We start from the raw sequence: 19594 nt of genomic DNA, 5'->3' as shown, positions 1-19594 counted from the left end.
GTCAGGAATGTTTCAGATTCGCGGCAGGGCCGATTGCCGGTTACTGTCACATATCGGCATCAGTGGCGGGGTGGGTACCGGAACCCGTCCGGCATGACGACGAAGCTATTGCGGAGGTTTCGCGTCACGCCGCGGCGTCCGCCATCGCGCCCATCGTCACGTAATCGGTCTTGCCCGTGCCGAGAACCGGCAGTTCCTCGACCACGCGGATGTCGCGCGGGATCGCCAGTTCGGCGATGCCGTTCGCGCGGCCCCAGGCTTGGAGATCGGCGGCCTTGGCGTCGGTGTGCGTGGTGAACAGCACGAGTTGCTCGCCCTTCTTGGCGTCGGGCCGCGTCACCACGCCGTGTTGCGCCCCGGGCCAAAGCCGGGCCGCATAGCCCTCCACCGCCGGCAGCGACACCATCTCGCCGCCGATCTTGGCGAAGCGCTTGGCGCGGCCCTTGATCGTCGCGAACCCCGCCTCGTCGACCTCCACGATGTCGCCAGTGTCGTGCCACCCGCCCTCGGGCGGTTGGAGCACGCCGGGCCGATCGGCCTTGAGGTAGCCCGCCATAACATTAGGCCCGCGGATCGAGAGCTTGCCCCCGCCGTCGATCCCCGGCACCGGATCGAGCCGCCCCTCGATACCGGGCAGCAGTCGCCCGACGCTGCCGGTCTTGAAGTGCATCGGCGTGTTGACCGCGATCACCGGCCCCGCCTCGGTCGCGCCATAGCCTTCGAGGATGCGCAGCCCGAACTTCTCCATCCAGCTTTTGCGCGTCTCGTCCCGCACCCGCTCGGCTCCGGCGAAGACGTAGCGCATCGCGTAGAAGTCATAGCTGTGTGCCATCCGCGCATAGCCGGCGAGGAAGGTGTCGGTGCCGAACAGGATCGTCGCGTTGGCGTCGTAAGCAAGCGCAGGCACGATCCGGTAGTGGAGCGGGTTCGGGTACAGCAGCGTCTTCACGCCCGACAGGATCGGCAACAGCGTGCCCCCGGTCAGCCCGAAGCTGTGGAACACCGGCAGCGCGTTCAGCACCATGTCCGACCCGCTGAAATCGATCCGCGCCGCGATCTGCGCGCAATTGGCGAGCAGGTTGCGATGCGTGAGCACGACACCCTTGGGCAGACCTTCCGAGCCGCTGGTGAACAGGATCACCGCCGGCGCATCCGGCGCGATCCGGCGGCGGGCGTGGAGATGCGCTGCGAACCGCGTCGCGACCAGCGCGCGCAGCTTGGCGAACGCGCCGATCCCGGCGGAGACATCCTCCAGATAGCGCACCGTGATCCCTTCGGCGGTGAGTCCCTCGATTACCGCCGCGAGCTTCGCCTGATCGATGAAAGCGCGTGCCGTCACGATCGTCCGCAGCTCGGCGGCGGCGCACGCCGCCTTGAGATTGGCGAGACCGGCGGTGTAATTGAGCATCGCCGGCACCCGCCCGGTCGCCTGCAATCCGAAGAACGTCACCACCACCGCCGAGACGTTGGGCAGCAGCACGCCGATCGCCTCGCCCGGCTTCGTGCCCGGCTCCAGCGCGCCCCCGAGCGCGAGGCTGCCGGTGACGAGCCGGCCGTAGCTGAGCGGGGTGCGCTTCATATCCTCGACCACCGGCTTGCCCGCACCGCTCAGATGGCTGGCATCCACCAACGCCTCGAACAAGGTCCGGTCGATATGCGAGGTCGCGAAGATCATCGCGCTCATCTCGTCATAGAGCTGGCGTCCGGCTGCGGCGCGGCGCGCGCGCGCCGTCATCTCGCCGTCGATGTGGAAACGGCGCGGCGGCAGCACGGTCAGCGAAATCTTGGGGAACAGCCGCGTCCGCACCTTGCCGCGCAGATAGGAGAAGGGGGTGAACTGCGCCCCCTCGATCCGCACCGGCACGATCGGCGCGTCAGCCTTGTCGGCAACCATGGCGGGGCCATCGAACACCTTCATCAGCGCACCCGTCACGGTGATGCGGCCTTCGGGGAAGATGACGAGCGTATTGCCCGCCTTCACCGCGCGCACCATCGCCTTGGCCGACATCGGGTTGGTCGGATCGACCGGGAAGGCGCGGAACAGTTTCAGCGCGGGCGCCATCCACCAGCGTTTGGTCACTGCGGTATGCACCGCGAACACCGGCTTGCCGGGCAGGAACACGGCGAGCAGCAGCCCGTCGAGCCACGACACATGGTTGACCACCACCACCGCGCGCTCACCCGGTTGCGGCATGTTCTCGCCACCCGCGACCTCGACACGGTACAGCATGGTCAGCAGCCAGCGCATCACCGCCTTGATGACCGTTTCGGGCAACAGCCAGCACGAGATCAGCGCCACCGCCAACGTCGCGAAGCCGAGCGCGCCGATCACCCCCGGTGCGCCGGTGCCGCTCGCCTGAAGCCCGGCGACCGCCGCCACCACCGCCACCGTGACGGCGGCGTTGAGGATGTTGTTGGCGGCGATGATCCGCGAGCGTTCCTCGGGCGGACTGGCGGTCTGCAGGATCGCATAGAGCGGCACGATGAACATCCCGCCCGCGAACGAGATGCCGGCGAGATCGAGCAGCACTCGCCACCCGCCGTCGCTGCGCGCGAAGGTCAGCATGCCGCGGTTGGGCGCGTGGACGACATAGGACGAGGTCGACAGCCACAGATCGATCATGAACCCGGCCATCAGCAGCGCCGCCACCGGCACGTAGCGCGCCGAGACTTCGCCCGCGAGCAGCCGGTTGACGAACAGCGAGCCGAGCGCGACCGCGATCGAGAAGGTCAGCAGGAACAACGTTACGACCGGCGCCGCGCCGCCCAACCGCCCCGTCACCAGCGACGGAAATTGCGAGACGAGGATCGCGCCGACCGCGAAGAACCAGCTAATGCCGAGGATGCACAGCCACACGCCTTCGCCGTCATGCGCGGCCTTCAGGACGTGCCAGGTGCTCTTGAACGGATTGCGCTCGATCCGCACGTCGGCGCGGACCGGCGGGGCGGGCGCGATGGCGAGGCTGGCGACCAGCCCGCACGCCGCCAGCGCGGTCGCGATCATGCCCGCCTGCCACGGCTGCACCACACCCGCGAGCAACTGCCCGCCGAGGATCGCGAGGAAGGTGCCAGCCTCGATCACACCGGTCGCGCCCATGATCTCCTTGGGCGCGAGTTGCTGCGGCATGATCGAATATTTGACCGGGCCGAACAGCGTCGAGTGGCAGCCCATCATGAACAAAGCGACGAGCAGCAGCGGCACCGACTGGAACCAGAAGCCGGCGAGGCCGATCCCCATGAAAACGATCTCGGCGGTCTTGACCAACCGGATCAGCCTGGCCTTGTCCCAGGCGTCGGCGATCTGCCCGCCCAGCGCGGAAAACAGGAAATAGGGGAGGATGAAGATGCCGGTCGCGATCGTCGCGAGCATCTCCGCCTTGGCCGGCTGCCCCGCGTAGAGCGTGAAGTTGGCAAGGAACAGCATCGCGAACTTGAGCACGTTGTCGTTGAACGCCCCGAGGAACTGGACGACGAACAGCGGGCCGAAGCGACGCTTGGCGAGGAGCGAGAAATCGGGTGCCGACATTGTCATCTCCGAACGGGGCGGACGCGCATTGGTTGCCGTCCGCCGCTGACGATCACGATGTGCCACATTAATGAGCGGTGTTCAATATAAGAATTAGACGGTGCTCATTTTTTGTTTTAAGGGGCGCTCATGGGCCGCCGATCCGATCATAGCCGCGCAGAGCTCGAGGAGCTGATCCTCGCCGAGGCGCATGCGCTGATGGCCGAAGTGGGGTTCGCACGCTTCTCGGCGCGCGAAGTGGCCAAACGGATCGGCTATTCGATCGGCACGATCTACAATGTGTTCGGCAGCCTCGACCGGCTGGTTTTGGCGGTCAACAGCCGCACCTTCATCGCCTGGGCGGGGCTGGTGCGGGCGCGGCTTGACGCGGCCGGGGCGGACCGGGTGGCGGCGCTGGTCGAAGCCTATTTCGATTTCGCCGAGGCCAATCCGAATCTGTGGATGGCGATCTACGATCATCGCCTGCCACCCGACGCGCCGTTTCCGGAGGGGTATTTCCGCCAGCGCGCCGAGCTGACCGGCTTGGTCGAGGCCGAGATCGCGGCGATCCTGCTGCCCGCCAAAATAGGGACGGCGGCGGCGCTGGCACGCTCGCTGGTGGCGATGGTCCACGGGCATTGCGTGTTCGCGCTCAACGGCACGTTCGCATTGCTGGGGGAGACCGATGCGCGCGGCGCGGCGCTGGCGCGCGCGCGCGAGGTGCTGGCGGCGCAATAGTCAACACGTCGCCCCGGCGCAGGCCGGGGCGACGGTGATCTTACTTCTTCAGCTTCACCGCGATGAACAGCGCCGGCATCCGCCCGCGCTGCACGTACAGTGCGACCTGATCGCGGCCGTCACGCTTGGCCTGCGCCACGACCGCCGCCAGCTCCGCAGGTGCCGCCGTCGGCGTGCCGTTGGCGGAGATGATGACATCGCCGCGCTTGAGCTTCTGGCCGGCGTCGCTGGCCGGATCGGTGGTCGCGATCACGACGCCCCGCACCGACGAATCGATGTTGAGGCTGCGTGCGATTGCGGGGGTGAGCGTCTGGACGGTCAGCCCGAGCGGGTTGGCCGTTGCCGAGGGCGTGCCCTGCTGCTGATCGTCGTCGCCGCCCAGCGCGTCGTCATCGTCGCCGGTCGCGACCTTCGCGGCGAGCGCGTCTTCCGACGGACGCGTGCCGATCACCGCGCTGACCGTCATCGGCTTGCCCTGGCGGATGATGCCGATCGGGACACGCGTGCCCGGCGTGACGTTCGCGACCAGATAGCTGAGCGACTGATCGGGGGTGACGTCCTTGCCGTTAACCGAGGTGACGACGTCGCCGACCTTGAGGCCAGCCTTGGCGGCGGCTTCGTTCGGCTCGATCGAGCGCAGCAGTTCGCCGTGGTTCTTCTGGAGGCCCAGCGCCGCCGCGATATCGTCATCGACCGGCTGCGGGCCGACGCCGAGATAACCGCGCGCGATCTTCGTGCCCTTCATCAGCTTGTCGATGACGGGCCGGGCGTCCTCCGCCGGAATCGCAAAGCCGATGCCGATGTTGCCGCCCGACTGGCCGGCGTAGATCTGCGAGTTGATCCCGATCACCGCGCCGGTCATGTCGAACATCGGGCCGCCCGAATTGCCCTGGTTGATCGCCGCATCGGTCTGGATGAAGCGATCATAGGCGCCGCCGCCGGTGACGCGGTGGAGCGCCGAGACGATGCCCGCGGTCACGGTCGAGCCGATCCCGAACGGGTTGCCGATCGCGATGATCCAGTCGCCGACGCGCGCGCGGCTCGAATCGCCGAACTTGACGTAGGGCAGGTTGGTCGCGTCGATCTTGAGCAGCGCGAGGTCCGAGGTCGGATCGCGGCCGATCAGCTTGGCCTTGTATTCCTTGCGGTCGATCATGATCGCGGTAATCGAATCGACGGTCGCACCCTTCGCGCCGGGTGCGACGACGTGGTTGTTGGTGACGATATAGCCGTCGGGCGAGATGATGAAGCCCGAACCGAGCGAGGTCGCCTCGCGCGTGATCGGCGCGCCGTTGCCGCCCTGGCCCTGGTTCATCTGCCCGAAAAGATCGCCGAACGGCGTGCCGGCGAACGGGTTGGCGGGCTGTTCGACCTTGATGTGCTGGCTCGTCGAGATGTTGACAACCGCCGGCTGCAGCTTCGCGACCATGTCGGCGAAGCTCATCGGCGCGCCGGAGCGCGGGACGGCGGCGGCGATCGCGCCGGGTTCGTTCTGCGCGGTCTGCGCGGGCGGTTCCAGCGCGACGGCGGCAGCGGTGCCGCTGAGAAGGATGGCAGCAGTAATGGCGTAAGCGTATCGCACTTGGGTTGATTCCTTCCGTGTGCCGTATCGGGGCAACGCACCGACCTTAGCCAAGGTTGCTGAACGGTGATTGAATATGAACAAGCCGAAAGAGTCGATCAACGCCGGCCCTGAAACTCCTTCAAATAGGCATTGTCGGGCGACAACACCATCGACGTCTGGCCCTTCGCGCTGTCGCCGAAAGTATAGCGATAGGACTGCATGGCGCGGTAGAAGTCGTAGAAATCCGGGTCTTTATTGAAGCTTTCCGCGTAGATTTGCGCCGCCTTGGCGTCGGCTTCGGCGCTGATGATCTGCGCGGTCTGCTGCCCCTTCGCCTGGATCGTCAGCGCTTCCTGTTCGCGCGCGGTCTTCATCCGGTCGAGCGCGCTTTGCAGTGGCGCGCCGTCGGGCAGGTCGGCATGCTTGATTCGCACATCGACGATCTGCACGCCGTATTGCGCGGCCAGCCGCTGCAACCCGGCCTGGATGTTGTCCATCACCTGACCGCGCTCGGGGCTGAGCAGCGCCGCGAACGGGCGCTTGCCGAGTTCGTTGCGCAGCGCCGAGCTGAACAGCGGCTGGAGCTGGTCGATTACGCGCTGCTCGGTGACCGAGGTGCTGCCGGTCGAGACCACCGCCTTCAGCGGATCGACGATCCGGAAGCGCGCATAGGCATCGACCTCCAGCCGCAACTGATCGGTCGAGAGCACCGGCTGATTTTCCAGATCGACATCGAGCACCCGCTTGTCGACCCAGACGATCCGGTCGATGAACGGAATGCGCGCGATCAGACCCGCGCCGGAGCGGCCGAACACCTCATGCGGCTTCCAGCGGTTGATCGCCCCGCCGACCGGCTGTTCGAAGCGCAGGATCACCGCCTGTTTGGTCTCGGGGACGATCGCGAAGGTGCTGGCGATCAGGATCAGCGCGAGCATCGCGACGATGCCGATCGCGATCGGATTGCGGAAGCTGAGGTTCACTGGGCGTCTCCCTGAACCTGCGGGGCGGGGGCCTGGGCTGCCGGGGCCTGCGCCTGGGGCGCACGCCGCGCGCCGCCGGGCAGCGGCAGATAGGGCACGACGCCGGGCGCCTCCACGATCGTCTTGTCGCTACGCGCCATCACCTGTTCCATCGTCTCGTAATACAGGCGCTTGCGCGTCACCTCAGGCGCGAGCTTGTACTGCGCGTAGATGACGTCGAACGACGCCGCCTCGCCCTGCGCGAGCGCGAGCTTCTGCTGCGCATAGCCGCGCGCCTTGTTGATGTTGCCCTGCGCCTCCTGCTGCGCGGCGGAGACCTTCTTGAACGAATCGATCACCTGCTCGGGCGGCTGCGCGCCCTTGATCGCGACGCCCTGGATGTGGATGCCGGCGTTGTAGCTGTCGAGGATCGCCTGCATGTTCTGCTGGACCTTGACCTCCATCGCGCCGCGCCCCGACCCGATCGCGTCGTCGAGCGTCGCGGTCGCCAGGACCGCGCGCATCGCGCTCTCGGCGGTGGCGCGCAGCGTCGCCTTGGGGTCCGCGATCTGGAACACATAATCCTGCGGGTTGCTGATGTCCCAGCGCACCGAATAATTGACGTCGACGACGTTCTGGTCGCCGGTCAGCATCAAATTCTCGCCGCCATTCTCCGGGAAGGTATCGGTCTTGATCTCGCGGACATCGACCTTCATCACCGAGTTGAACGGCGCTGGCAGCGTCAGCCGGATACCGGGTTCGAGCGTGCCAGCATAACGGCCGAAGAACGTCACCACCGCGCGCTGCTGCGGGCCGATCGCGTGGATCGAGGTGAACGCGATCCACATCGCCACGACGATAGCGGCGCCGATCAGCCACAGCGCGCCCGCGCTCGGCGTGCCGGGGATGTGCGGCCGGCCGCCGCCGCCGTTTCCACCGCCGCCCGCGCCCCGCGCCCGCTTGATGAACTCGTCGAGCGCGCTCGGCCCGGGAATGCGGGGGCGGTTGCCGTTGCCGTTGCCGGGCTTGGGCGCCCACGGATTGCGCGGGCCTTCGCCACCACCAGCGCCGTCGCCGCCGGGGCCGCCGCCCCACGGGCCTTTGTCGTCGCTATTCAGGAATGGGGGACGCTGAAACCAGCCCGTTAGGATCGTCATCCTTTCTCTATAGGTACGCGTTCCGCCGAAAAATAGTGGCAAGCGCCCGCAACCGCCCTATCTGCGTAACGATGACTGATCCAAATCCGCTCGATAGCGCGCTCGCTCCCGTCGCAGGCACCCGCGCGACCGCGCGTACGGAGGGGAACCGCGCCAGCATCATCCTCGACGTGAGCGGGCTTGAGCCGAGCGAGCATGCGCCGCTTGAAGCGCGCGTCCGTGCCGCCGCCGCCACTGTTCCCGGCATCGAGACGGTGCGGGTCGCGCTGACCAGCCAGCGCACTCGCCGCGTGTCGATCGCGGTGGCGAGCGGCAAGGGCGGGGTGGGGAAATCGACCGTTTCGGCCAATCTCGCGATCGCGCTCGCCGCGCGCGGGCGCCGCGTCGGGCTGGTCGATGCTGACATCTACGGCCCGTCGCAACCCAAGCTGATGGCCGTCGAAGGCAGTAAGCCGACCGCGCGCGACAAGGTGCTCCAGCCGGTGGCGACGCCCTATGGCGTGCCGTTGCTGTCGATGGGTCAGCTCGTCGCCGCCGATCAGGCGATCGCGTGGCGCGGGCCGATGGCGGCGGGCGCGCTGGGGCAGCTCATGGACGCCAATTGGGGCACGACCGATACTCTGGTGATCGATCTGCCGCCCGGCACCGGCGACGTCCAGCTCACCATGATCCAGAAGCATCGTCCGGCCGGCGCGGTGATCGTCTCGACCCCGCAGGATCTCGCGCTGATCGACGCGCGCCGCGCGATCGACCTGTTCAACAAGGCGGGCGTGCCGATCATCGGTCTGGTCGAGAACATGTCGGGCTATGCCTGCCCGCATTGCGGCGAAATCTCGAACCCGTTCGGGCAGGGCGGCGCGGAAGCGGCGGCGGCCGAACTCGGCATCGCATTTCTGGGCCGAGTCCCGCTCGACATCGCGATCCGCTCCGCCTCCGACGCGGGCACGCCGCCCGCCGCCGGGAACGGTCCCGAAGCCGCCGCGTTCGCGACGATTGCCGACGCGGTTTCGCGCTGGATCGAAACGGAGGGACGCTGATGCCGATCACCGATGACGCCGGGATCAAGGCTTTGCTCGAAGAGACGCGCACGATCGCGCTGGTCGGCGCGTCCGACCGGCCCGATCGCCCATCCTACGGCGTGATGAAGCGCCTCCAGGATCACGGCTACCGCGTGATCCCGGTCAATCCGCAGATCACCGGCGAGCATATTCACGGCGAATTCGTGTTCCGCGATCTCGACCAGCTTGGCGATCCGATCGACCTCGTCGATATCTTCCGCAATTCGGCGGCGGCCGGCGATGCGGTGGACGATGCGATCCGCATCGGCGCGAAGGCGGTGTGGATGCAACTCGGCGTGGTCAACGAAGCGGCTGCCGCGCGCGCCGAGGCGGCGGGGCTGAAAGTGGTGATGGACCGCTGCCCCGCGATCGAGATCCCTCGGCTGGGGGTCGCTCGCGTCGCATAATTACGGCGTGGTTGACCTTGCGGCGCGCGCGGATCATCCTCGCGTGATCTAAGGCTTCCGGGCGACTCCGCGATGGTGTTTCCGCTGCTCCTGCTGCTCGCCGCGCCCGATGACGTGGCCATCACCACATACCATGCGCTGACCAGCGCCACGCCTGCCTGCTCACGCCCGGCCGGCGACGACGTGGTGGTATGCGGCCGCCGCGCCGCCGATCGCTACCGGGTGCCGCTGGTCATTCACGACCCCGGCGACCCGGCGTACGAAGGCGTGCCGGCCGAGCGCGAACGGCTGTTCGCGCGGACCGACAATTGCGAGGAGAAGTCGATCTTCCTCGTCGGCTGCGGCTCTTTCGGCATCAAGGCGACCGTCAACGCGAGCGGCACGCATGTCGCGGGCGAACGGGCGCTGGCGCCGTAGCGCCCGCTCGCGTGGTCGTCAGCGTGCTTGCGCGAGCAGCACTTCGGCGATCTGCACCGCGTTGAGCGCCGCGCCCTTGCGCAGATTGTCGCCGCTCACGAACAGCGACAGGCCGTTGGCGACAGTCGGATCGGGCCGCACGCGGCCAACGAACACCGCGTCCTGTCCCGTCGCCGCGAGTGGGTTGGGCACCGCCACCAGTTCGACTCCTGGCGCGCGGCGCAGCAGGCCGTTCGCTTCGCTCACCGAGATCGGCCGTTCGAACGCCACGTTCATCGACAGCGAATGGCCGGTAAACACCGGCACGCGCACGCACGTCGCCGACACGGCGAGATCCGGCAGGCCGAGGATCTTGCGGCTTTCGTCGCGGAGCTTCAGTTCCTCTTCGGTATAGCCGTCCTCGACCAGCACATAGTTGAGCGGCACGACGTTGAACGCGATCGGCGCCGCCCACTTGCGCGGCACGCCCAGCTTCACCGCGCCGCCGTCCTGCGCGAGCCCGGCGCACGCGCCGGCGCCAGCGACGATCTGCTCCTCGAGTTCGCGCACGCCCTCCATGCCACCGCCCGACACCGCCTGATAGGTGCTGGCCACCAGTCGAGTCAGGCCGGCGGCGTCGTGGAGCGGCTTGAGCACCGGCATCGCCGCCATCGTCGTGCAATTGGGGTTGGCGACGATGCCCTTGGGCAGATCGCGCAGCGCATCGGGGTTTACCTCCGCCACCACCAGCGGAACGTCCGGATCGCTGCGCCAGGCCGAGCTGTTGTCGATCACCACCGCGCCCGCCGCCGCGACCTTTTCCGCGAGCGCCTTCGAGGTGCTGCCGCCGGCCGAGAAGAACACGATGTCGAGCCCGCTATAGTCGGCGGTCGCCGCATCCTCGACGAGGATCTCGCCGCCCTTGAACGGCACGCGGCTGCCCGCCGAACGCGCCGAGGCGAACAGCCGCAGCGCGGTGAACGGGAACTTCCGCTCGGCCAGCATGGTCAGCATCATGCTGCCGACGAGGCCGGTGGCGCCGACGATGCCGACGGCGAGACGATCGGGCGAGGGGCGGAACGAAGTCATGGGTAGGCGTCTCCTGTTGAGCGGAGGCGCGGGTGTGATTTCGGTCCTGTCGTACAAGGCCGCCCCGCGCTACCGCGGGGCTGTGTCCGGTTGGCTTAGGGTTGAACCGTCAGCACGACCAGACCGCCCCGCGCATGCGGGTCGGCTTGGTGCTAATGGTTTTGGCCATCGAGGACATGGGGAGCGCCGATAGCGGGGCGCGAGGGCGGTGTAAACCGGGGTTGGCGCTTTTTGCTCCCCTCCCTGGAAGGGAGGGGCTGGGGGTGGGTCGCTCTCGTTGGAGCGCTGCGCCAGCCTCAAGCCAACCCACCCCCGACCCCTCCCTTGTTCAAGGGAGGGGAGTAAGAGCGCGGTCACTCCAGAATGTGCATCCACAGCGGCTGGCCGGTGAGGCTCTGCGAGCCGCGCAGCCGTTCCAGCGCCTGTGCGACCGCACGCTCGGGGGCTTCGTGCGTCACGATCGCGACCAGGACGCTGCCGTCGCCGCTCGCACCGCGCTGGATCAGGCTTTCGATCGACACGCCGGCGTCGCGCATCGCGGCTGCGATCTCGGCGAGCACGCCGACCTTGTCCGCCACCGCGAAGCGCACATAGTTGCGCCCGCGCCGCTCGCCCGGATCGGCCGCGCCCTGTGCCGCCAGCGCGGACGAGGGCATGGCGAAGGCGGGGCCGAACTCGCCGCGCGCGATGTCGATCAGGTCGGCGACCACCGCGCTCGCGGTCGGGCCGTCGCCCGCGCCGGCGCCCTGGAACAGCAACCGGCCGACGTAATTGCCCTCGGCCACCACCGCGTTGGTCGCGCCCGTCACGTGCGCGAGCGGATGGCTGATCGGCACCAGATGCGGGTGGACGCGCTGGAACAGCCCGCCCGCGCCGTGATCGGCCACGCCGAGCAGCCGCACGCGGTAGCCGAGCGCGGCCGCCTCGGCGATGTCGGCGGTGAGGACGTGGCGGATGCCGCTCGCCGCGACATCGCCGAACGCCGGCTGGGTGCCGAACGCGATGCTGGCGAGGATCGAGAGTTTGTGCGCGGCATCGATGCCGTCGATGTCGAAGGTCGGATCGGCTTCGGCATAGCCGAGCGCCTGCGCCTCGGCGAGCACCTCGGCGAAATCGCGGCCTTCGGCTTCCATCTTCGACAGGATGAAATTGCAGGTGCCGTTGAGGATGCCATACACGCGGCCGATCTCGTTGGCGGCGGCGCCCTCGCGCAGCCCCTTGATGACCGGGATGCCGCCCGCGACCGCCGCTTCGAACTTGAGCGCCGCGCCGGCCTTCTCGGCGGCTGCGGCGAGTTCGAGACCGTGGTGCGCGATCATCGCCTTGTTGGCGGTGACGAAACCCTTGCCCGCGCCGAGCGCGCTGCGCGCCAGCGTGAGGGCGGGGCCGTCCGACCCGCCGACCAGTTCGACGACGACATCGACCTCGCGCGAGGCGAGCGCGGTGGTGTCATCGACCCATTCGAAGCGGCCGATATCGACGCCCCGATCCTTGCCGCGGTCGCGCGCGGAGACCGCGACGATCTCGATCGGCCGGCCCGCGCGCCGCGCGATCAGCGCGCCATTCTCGTCGAGCAGCCGGATCACGCCGCCCCCGACGGTGCCGAGGCCAGCGAGCGCGATACGAAGCGGTTGGGTCATCGTCTAAGGTCTTTCCGAGGTCTCGCCACACCACCCGTTCGTGCTGAGCGAAGTCGAGGCACGTGCCGCAAACGCTCGCGGCCGAAACACGCCCTTCGACTTCGCTCAGGGCGAACGGTGTGGGGTTGCCTTTAGACAGGCGGATAAGGCGGGGACAAGCCCGGCGTGGCTACTTCTTCACCAGCCCGATCTCGACCAGCCGCTCGTGCAGATAATCGTGCGCGGTGATGGGTTGCGGATAGCGGTTGGGTCGATCCGCGTCGATGCAGCCGGGCAAGGTCTCGATCAGGAAATCGGGGTTCGGATGCAGGAAGAACGGCATCGAATAGCGCGAGACGCCGCGCCGCTCGGGCGGCGGGTTGACGACGCGGTGGCTGGTCGAGGGCAGCACATGGTTGGTCAGCCGTTGCAGCATGTCGCCGACATTGACCACCATCGCGCCCTCAGGCGGCTTGACCGGCAGCCAGCGCCCGTCGCGATCGAGCAGTTCGAGGCCGGCCTCCTCGGCGCCGAGCAGCAGGGTTATGAGGTTAATGTCTTCGTGCGCGCCCGCGCGCACGCCCTCGGCATCTGCGGGGATCGGGGGGTAATGCAGCAACCGCAGGATCGAATTGCCATTGGCCACGGCGGGATCGAACCAATCCGGCGCGAGCCCGAGATGTCGCGCGATCGCGGAGAGGATGCGGTCGCCGGCGCGATCGAACGCGGCGTAGAGCTGGAGGAAGGTATCCTTGAAACCTTCCGGCCGCTCGGGCCAGACGTTCGGCGGCATTCGGTCGGCGAGCGGATGTCCCGCCGGCAGCTCGCGGCCGACGTGCCAGAACTCCTTGAGATCGACCGCCGATGCGCCCTTGGCGATCTCGGTCTTGAACGGCGTATAGCCGCGCTGCCCGCCGCCCTCCGGGGTGAAGTAGCGGCGCTTCTCCGCCTCGGGCAGCGCGAAGAAGGCGGCGGTGTCGGCCCAGCCGCGCGCGATCAGCTCGCTTGGGATGCCGTGGTCGGCGATGACGGCGAAGCCGAACCGCTCGAATGATCCGCCCAACGCGGCGGCGAAACCCGCGGGGTCGCGCGCTTCGTCGGCAAGCGAGAGCGTCGGGATTTCGGAAGGCGGGGTATCGAGCATGGACGCGACCGTTGATTGGGGGCTGGGCCGCGCAACATAGTCGGTCGGGCCGCGAGCGAACACCCCGCCCGAACCACCTCCGTCCTCCCGCGCTCGCGGGCACGGGTGGGCGGAAGCTGGCCTAGCCGATCAGGATCGTTCCGTCCGCCTTGTCCGCGCCCCTTGGCGCGAGATCGAGGCGGAACGGCTTGCCCTCATCCGTCGTGCCCGACAGCCCCGATCCGTTCGGCGCGACCTTGAACCTCGCGCGCCCGAGCTTCGCCGCGAACCAGTCGCGCACGGCGGCTGGCGTCGCAGGGCTTTCGAAGCTGACCTTGACCCGGCCGTCATCGTCGCGGCCGGAACGGTCATGCCCGTCGATGTTCATGCCGCTGATCGTCGAGCCGGGGTAGAGATGCACGCCGTTCATGTCGAAGTCGCCGGCGTCGAGCTTGATCGCGGGCAGTTTGATGTTACCCGATATGCCTGGGGCGTTGAGCGCCAATTGCCCGTTGGCGGCGATGCTCGCGACGACATTGCCGTCCGCGCCATCGGCGTTGAGGGTGATGGCCGTACCGTCCTTGCCGCTGCCGCACGCGGCGAGCAGCGCAAGGGGGATGACGAGGATCAGGGGGCGGGCCATGACGCTCTCCGTGTATCAGCAGTACAATACACTATGCCGAAGTCGCGCGTCAGGTCAACGCGCTTGCGCGTGACCGGGGCAGTGATGTCGGGCATGGGGACGGTCGATGTCGATCGAATCGCCTCCTCGCACGCTCAATGCCGCGCCGATCCCGTTCTTCGAATTCGTCGCGCTGGTCGCCGCGCTGATGTCGTTGGGCGCGCTCGGCATCGATTCGATGCTGCCCGCGCTCCCCGAGATCGGCCGGCGGCTCGGCGTCCCCGACGTCGGCGGCCGTGCGCTCGTCGTCACCGTGTTCGTGGTCGGCTTCGGGCTCGGTCAGTTGGTGCAGGGGCCGCTCACCGATCGCTATGGCCGGCGACCGGTGCTGATCGGTGGGCTGATCGGCTATATCGTCTGCTGTCTTCTCGCCGGGCTGGCAGGCAGCTTCACCTTGCTGCTGGTCGCGCGCTTCGCAGGCGGGCTGGCGATCGCGGCGAGTCGTGTCGTCACCATCGCGCTGGTGCGAGACTGTTTCACCGGGCGCGCGATGGCGCAGGTGTCGAGCCTCGCGTTCATGGTGTTCATGGCCGCGCCGATCCTCGCGCCGAGCGTCGGCCAGCTCATCCTGCTGGCGGGATCGTGGCGGTTGATTTTCGAGGTGATCGCCGGCCTTTCCGCGATGGTGCTGGTGTGGTTCGCGTCGCGCATGCCCGAGACGCTCGCGCCCGAGAACCGCGTGCCACTGTCGGTGCGGCAGTTGCTGCGCGGGTGGCGCGCGACGCTCGCCGACCGCGCCTCGCTCGGCTACATGATCGCCGGCATGATCGTGCAGGGCGCGCTGTTCGGGTACATCGGGCTGATCGAGCCGATCATGGAGCGCGTGTTCCACGCCCAGCATCTGCTCGGCCCGGTGTTCGCCGCGTCGGCGGGGACGATGGCGGCGGCGAACCTGCTCAATTCGCGGATCGTGATGCGGCTCGGCATGCGGCGCATCTCGCAGGCCGCGCTGGTGGTGATGATACTGGCGGCGGCGGGTGGGCTGATCGCGGCGGGGGCCGGGCGCGAGGGGCTGGTGCTGTTCGTCGTGCTGCAGGCGATGGCGATGGCGGGCTATGGCCTCGCCGGATCGAACATGTCGGCGATGGCGATGGAGAATATGGGCGCGATCGCCGGCACCGCCGCCAGCCTGCAGGGATCGCTGGTGGTCACCGGCGGCGCGGTGCTGGGGTCGATCATCGCCAGCTTTTTCGACGGCACCACGATCGCGCTGCATACCGGCTTCTTCGTGGCGGGTCTGCTCGGCCTTGGCATCGCCGCGATCGTCGAGCGCGGGCGGCTGTTCCGGCCGAGCTGAAAGCGCGCCGATTTCGCGTGTGACGGGAACCGACCTTCGGTTATGATGTTGGCGTCGTGCCCCCCATTTTTTCCCGGGACAGGAGAGCGAAGATGGCGATCAGCGGTGGATATCAGGTGCCCGGCGAAGGCCCGGGCGACGATGGTTATGACGAGGAAGGCTATGACGAGAGCCAGCGCGCCGAAATCCTGGAGGCGACCAGCGGCGGCCCGAGCGACGGTGCGATCCTGACCGACCTCGAACCCGATATCGCGGGCGACGAGGATGAGGACGACGAAGACGATCTCAAGATGGAGAGCGACGAAGTCGGCGGGGAGGACGATGACATCGATCAGGACGAGGACGACCAGGACGAGGACTCGCTCCAGGAGGATTTCGAGGACGATGATCTCGCCGACGACGACGATCTCGACGACGAGGACGACGTCGCGTTCAAGCCGTGAATCGTCGGGCGGACGGTTCGAGAGGGCATGGTCGGCACCCCCGGCCGTGCCCTTCGCTGTACCGGGCATAGCCCGGTCAGAACGTTGCAGGATCGATACGAGTTGACCGGAACGGAGCCGATGACGCATCGTTAAAGGCGCGTAAATGTCATCGAAAGGCCTGCCCGTGCGCGTTGCCGCCGCTTTGCCCCTGCTCCTGATCGTCGCGTGCTCGCCGCAGACCGATGTTGCGGCCAACAATGATGTCGATATCGACGCGGCGGCGGAGCGCGCGCAGAGCAGCATAAACGCCTACCACCCGGATAGCGCGCTGCCGGAGAACGATCCGGTCGCGCCGCCGCCGCCGACCGATCCGATGCCGTCACCCACGCCGACGCCGACTGCGAGCGTGCCCGAGGGTATCGAAGAGCCGCTCTCGCCGCCCGCCCCCGGGACGCCCGGCGGGCTGCCCGATGATCGCACGCCGATCTCGGAAGCGCCGGCGGCCCCCGAGAGTGCCCAAGGCGCCGCAAGCGTCGTCGAGCGCTATTACGGGCTGATCGGCGAGCGCAAATACAAGCCGGCCTGGCAGATGTGGCGCGGCGGCGGCGCCGGATCTCGGCTCACGCTCGCGGATTTCGCCGACAGTTTCTCGCCCTACAGCGAATATCACGCCAATGTCGGCGCTCCTGGGCGGATCGACGCAGGTGCCGGCCAGCGCTACGTCACCGTGCCGGTGCAGATCTATGCGCGGCTCAAGCAGACGCGCAAACCCTTCTATCAGATCGGGACGGTCACGCTCCAGCGCTCCGACGTCGATGGCGGTACGGCCGCGCAGAAGGTCTGGCATATCCAGCAGGTCGCGCTCAAACCGGTGTTCAAGCGCTAATCCGAAGCCTGGCGCTCGCGCGGTAGAGCGTTACGCCCGATCGCCGCCGTCGTCGGATGGTGGGAGTGGTTGCGCGTCGGTGTTTTGCGCCTGCGCCGCGCATGCAGCGGCATGGATCGAGCTTGCCGTCCGACGCGCGGCATCGGGCGTGAGCGATAGGGCAAGACCGTCCGGCCCTTCGATCAGCACTTCGCCGCGTTCGGCAGTCGCTTCCGCGGGTGTTTTTTCCGGCTGCTTGGTCATGGACGATACCTCTTGCGGGAAATAACGTGCATGGCAGGGTGGCGTTCCGGTGTTGGGGGTGTTCGAGCGATGATGACGCGGTTGTTTCTGCAGGCGCACAGAACCCCGGCGCTGACGCCGGAGGAGGCCGGTGCGCTGGAACAAGCGATCGCCCGCACCGCCGAGTTCGCCGCGCGCCGCACGATCGTGCGGCCCAACGAACCGCTCAGCCAGTGCACGTTGCTGCTCGACGGCTTCGTCCAGCGCTACAAGGACACGCCCGACGGGCGCCGCCAGATCCTCGCGATCCATGTGCCAGGCGATTTCGTCGATCTGCACAGCTATCCGCTGCGCCAACTCGAACATCATGTCGCGGCGATCACCTCCGCTCATGTCGCGCTACTGCCGCACAGCGCCATCCGCGCGTTGACGATGGAATCGGCGACGCTCACCGAATTGCTGTGGCGATCGACGATGATCGACGCGGCGATCAACCGCGAGTGGATCGTCTCGATCGGTGCGCGCCCGGCGGCGGTGCGGCTCGCGCATCTGTTCTGCGAGATGTTCCTGCGGCTGGAGCGTGTCGGGATGGTGGACGGCACGCGCTATGCACTGCCGCTGACGCAGATCGATCTCGCAGATGCCACCGGGCTGACCGCCGTCCACGCCAACCGCATGCTGCGCCAGTTGCGCGAGCAGGGGCTGGTCGAGTTCCGGCAGGGCGCGGTTGAGATTTTCGACTGGGCGGCATTGAAGCGTTTCGCCGAGTTCGACGCGAGCTACCTCTATCTCGATTGAGCGGCGGCGGGGAGCGCCGGCCTAAGCCGCCCGATCGCCCAGATAATGCGCCTGTGCCGCGTCGGTCGCATTGATCGCCAGGATCGAGCGCGCTTCGCTCGGCGGGCGCGTCTTGCCGTGGCGGTCGGCGGCGGCGTGGACGACCCGGTCGAGCAGTTCGCGCCCCTCGTTCCACCAGCCGATGCCGCTGGCCGCGTTGAGATGTCCCTGCGCGCCGGCATCTACGAAGTGGCTGCCCCAATCGACCGCGAGGCTGTGCGCGCGCTCGATGTCGATCCATGGATCATCCGTGCTCGCTACCACGATCGACGGGAAGGGGAGCGGTGCGCGCGGCGCGGGCGCCAGCGCCTTCAGCTCCTGCTGCGCGTCGGCGCGATCGACATCGGCGGGGGCGACCAGCAAGGCGCCCGCGACACGCCAGCCATAGGGTTGCCGGGCCAGTTCCGCCCACCACGCCACTGCGAGGCAGCCGAGGCTGTGCGCCGCCAGCACGACCGGTGCCTGCGCGGTGCGGATCGCCTGATCGAGCTTGGTTACCCAGGCATTGCGATGCGGGGTGTTCCACATGCCGAGTTCGACCCGGACGGTGTCGGGGCGCGACTCTTCCCACAGAGTCTGCCAGTGCGATGGCCCCGAGCCGCCGAGGCCCGGCACCGTCAGGATCGTCGGCTGCGCCGGATCGAAGTGCGAAAAGGTGCCCATTGTGCCTCTCCAAGAATTGGAGGAAACGTGGCCGTCCGTCGCTCTAGGGTACGCCGGATAACCACGCTTCCCAGGCCCGAAGATATTCCTACTTAAGAGATAGGCAATAGCGCCTGCGCCGGAGCGAAGACCGGCTGCGACAGCCCGAAATCGGCGCGGTCTTTGCGTCGGTGAAGCGCCGCTGTTAGGAGGTGGAATGCCCAAGCTGCGTGCCGACCAACTCCTCGTCGATCGGGGACTCGCCGAGAGTCGCGCGCGCGCGCAGGCGCTCATCATGGCGGGGCTCGTGTTCGCCGGTACGCGCAAGATCGACAAGCCGGGGCAGGCGGTCGCCGACGATGTGGCGCTCGACGTGCGCGGGCGCGATCATCCGTGGGTCTCGCGCGGCGGCATCAAGCTGGCGCACGCGCTGGCCCATTTCGGACTCGATGTGCGCGGTGCGGTGGCGATCGACGTCGGCTCCTCGACCGGCGGCTTCACCGATGTCTTGCTGACCAATGGCGCGGCGCGCGTCTATGCGGTCGACAGTGGCACCAATCAGCTCGCGTGGAAGCTGCGCGAGGACGAGCGCGTCATCGTCCATGAAAAGACCAGCGCACGCATCCTGACGCCGACACACATTCCCGAGCCCATCGACCTGATCGTGTGCGACGCGAGCTTTATCGGTCTCGCCAAGGTGCTCGACGTGCCGCTCGGCTTCGCGCGGGCGGGGGCGCGGCTGGTCGCGCTCATCAAGCCGCAGTTCGAGGCTGGCCGGGGCGAGGTGGGCAAGGGCGGGGTGGTGCGCGACGTCGCCGTCCATGCCCGCGTGTGCGCGGAGGTTTCCGAATGGCTGACGCACAAGGGATGGCGCATCGACGGGCTGGTCGAAAGCCCGATCACGGGACCGGAGGGCAATGTCGAGTTTCTCATAACGGGGCATCTGCCTGAGAACGACGCCGACTGACGCGGAACTCCGCCGCGCGGC

At 67.9% G+C, this 19594-nt stretch carries 19 protein-coding genes; 9 read left to right on the top strand and 10 right to left on the bottom strand.

Annotated features, from left to right (window positions below; translation table 11 throughout):
- Positions 1-124: 124 nt before the first annotated feature.
- The gene (locus PX554_RS05705; protein WP_275499689.1) at positions 125-3526 is read right to left on the bottom strand and encodes an acyl-[ACP]--phospholipid O-acyltransferase; all 3402 of its coding nucleotides are present in this window, start codon (positions 3524-3526) and stop codon (positions 125-127) included.
- A 129-nt stretch (positions 3527-3655) separates the two neighbouring features.
- On the opposite strand from PX554_RS05705, the gene PX554_RS05700 reads away from it, so the two are divergent.
- Positions 3656-4243 carry a TetR/AcrR family transcriptional regulator gene (locus PX554_RS05700; protein WP_093221365.1) on the top strand — a complete coding sequence of 196 codons (588 nt, stop codon included), beginning with the start codon at positions 3656-3658 and terminating at the stop codon, positions 4241-4243.
- A gap of 40 nt (positions 4244-4283) precedes the next feature.
- On the opposite strand, the gene PX554_RS05695 is transcribed toward PX554_RS05700, so the two are convergent.
- From PX554_RS05695 to hflK, 3 genes are all read right to left on the bottom strand, one after another.
- Positions 4284-5825 (bottom strand): Do family serine endopeptidase, encoded by a 1542-nt coding sequence (locus PX554_RS05695; protein WP_093221362.1) that lies wholly within the window; start codon positions 5823-5825, stop codon positions 4284-4286.
- Positions 5826-5923: 98 nt separating this feature from the next.
- A complete protein-coding gene (gene hflC / locus PX554_RS05690; RefSeq protein ID WP_093221862.1) occupies positions 5924-6742 on the bottom strand; it encodes a protease modulator HflC in 819 nt (272 codons plus the stop codon).
- A 41-nt stretch (positions 6743-6783) separates the two neighbouring features.
- The gene (hflK, locus tag PX554_RS05685; RefSeq protein WP_275499686.1) at positions 6784-7923 is read right to left on the bottom strand and encodes a protease modulator HflK; all 1140 of its coding nucleotides are present in this window, start codon (positions 7921-7923) and stop codon (positions 6784-6786) included.
- Between the two features lie 71 nt (positions 7924-7994).
- Between hflK and PX554_RS05680 the strand changes: the two genes are divergently transcribed.
- The 3 genes from PX554_RS05680 to PX554_RS05670 all read left to right on the top strand — a co-directional run bounded on the left by PX554_RS05680 (position 7995) and on the right by PX554_RS05670 (position 9805).
- The gene (locus PX554_RS05680; protein WP_275499684.1) at positions 7995-8960 is read left to right on the top strand and encodes an Mrp/NBP35 family ATP-binding protein; all 966 of its coding nucleotides are present in this window, start codon (positions 7995-7997) and stop codon (positions 8958-8960) included.
- Positions 8960-9388 (top strand): CoA-binding protein, encoded by a 429-nt coding sequence (locus PX554_RS05675; protein WP_093221355.1) that lies wholly within the window; start codon positions 8960-8962, stop codon positions 9386-9388. The genes PX554_RS05680 and PX554_RS05675 overlap by 1 nt, the downstream gene beginning before the upstream one ends.
- 72 nt (positions 9389-9460) lie before the next feature.
- On the top strand, positions 9461-9805 hold the full coding sequence (locus PX554_RS05670) for a hypothetical protein (RefSeq protein ID WP_093221352.1): 345 nt from the start codon (positions 9461-9463) through the stop codon (positions 9803-9805).
- An 18-nt stretch (positions 9806-9823) separates the two neighbouring features.
- Here PX554_RS05670 and PX554_RS05665 read toward each other — a convergent pair whose 3' ends face one another.
- The 4 genes from PX554_RS05665 to PX554_RS05650 all read right to left on the bottom strand — a co-directional run bounded on the left by PX554_RS05665 (position 9824) and on the right by PX554_RS05650 (position 14258).
- On the bottom strand, positions 9824-10873 hold the full coding sequence (locus tag PX554_RS05665) for an aspartate-semialdehyde dehydrogenase (RefSeq protein WP_275499681.1): 1050 nt from the start codon (positions 10871-10873) through the stop codon (positions 9824-9826).
- 353 nt (positions 10874-11226) lie between these two features.
- Complete coding sequence (locus tag PX554_RS05660) at positions 11227-12513, bottom strand: homoserine dehydrogenase (protein ID WP_275499679.1); 1287 nt, start codon at positions 12511-12513, stop codon at positions 11227-11229.
- A gap of 169 nt (positions 12514-12682) precedes the next feature.
- On the bottom strand, positions 12683-13636 hold the full coding sequence (locus PX554_RS05655; protein WP_275499677.1) for an isopenicillin N synthase family dioxygenase: 954 nt from the start codon (positions 13634-13636) through the stop codon (positions 12683-12685).
- A 121-nt stretch (positions 13637-13757) separates the two neighbouring features.
- Complete coding sequence (locus PX554_RS05650; protein WP_093221342.1) at positions 13758-14258, bottom strand: hypothetical protein; 501 nt, start codon at positions 14256-14258, stop codon at positions 13758-13760.
- 106 nt (positions 14259-14364) lie between these two features.
- On the opposite strand from PX554_RS05650, the gene PX554_RS05645 reads away from it, so the two are divergent.
- From PX554_RS05645 to PX554_RS05635, 3 genes are all read left to right on the top strand, one after another.
- Positions 14365-15594, top strand: a complete 1230-nt coding sequence (locus tag PX554_RS05645; RefSeq protein ID WP_275499675.1) for an MFS transporter — start codon at positions 14365-14367, stop codon at positions 15592-15594.
- A 92-nt stretch (positions 15595-15686) separates the two neighbouring features.
- Complete coding sequence (locus PX554_RS05640) at positions 15687-16037, top strand: DNA primase (protein WP_275499673.1); 351 nt, start codon at positions 15687-15689, stop codon at positions 16035-16037.
- A gap of 145 nt (positions 16038-16182) precedes the next feature.
- The gene (locus tag PX554_RS05635; protein ID WP_275499671.1) at positions 16183-16905 is read left to right on the top strand and encodes a hypothetical protein; all 723 of its coding nucleotides are present in this window, start codon (positions 16183-16185) and stop codon (positions 16903-16905) included.
- Between the two features lie 30 nt (positions 16906-16935).
- Here the strand turns inward: PX554_RS05635 and PX554_RS05630 are convergent, their stop codons facing one another.
- A complete protein-coding gene (locus PX554_RS05630) occupies positions 16936-17148 on the bottom strand; it encodes a hypothetical protein (RefSeq protein WP_275499669.1) in 213 nt (70 codons plus the stop codon).
- 72 nt (positions 17149-17220) lie between these two features.
- On the opposite strand from PX554_RS05630, the gene PX554_RS05625 reads away from it, so the two are divergent.
- Positions 17221-17925, top strand: coding sequence for a Crp/Fnr family transcriptional regulator (locus tag PX554_RS05625; protein ID WP_275499667.1), 705 nt, complete (start codon positions 17221-17223; stop codon positions 17923-17925).
- Positions 17926-17946: 21 nt separating this feature from the next.
- Here PX554_RS05625 and PX554_RS05620 read toward each other — a convergent pair whose 3' ends face one another.
- Entirely contained in the window at positions 17947-18627 is a 681-nt protein-coding gene (locus PX554_RS05620; protein ID WP_275499665.1) for an RBBP9/YdeN family alpha/beta hydrolase, read from the bottom strand.
- 196 nt (positions 18628-18823) lie between these two features.
- Between PX554_RS05620 and PX554_RS05615 the strand changes: the two genes are divergently transcribed.
- Positions 18824-19573, top strand: a complete 750-nt coding sequence (locus PX554_RS05615) for a TlyA family RNA methyltransferase (protein WP_275499663.1) — start codon at positions 18824-18826, stop codon at positions 19571-19573.
- The last annotated feature ends 21 nt before the right edge of the window (positions 19574-19594 follow it).

Origin of the sequence: Sphingomonas pollutisoli, from assembly GCF_029167165.1 — a bacterium.
Lineage (GTDB): Bacteria > Pseudomonadota > Alphaproteobacteria > Sphingomonadales > Sphingomonadaceae > Sphingomonas > Sphingomonas pollutisoli.
This window is presented reverse-complemented; position numbering and strand designations above follow the sequence as displayed.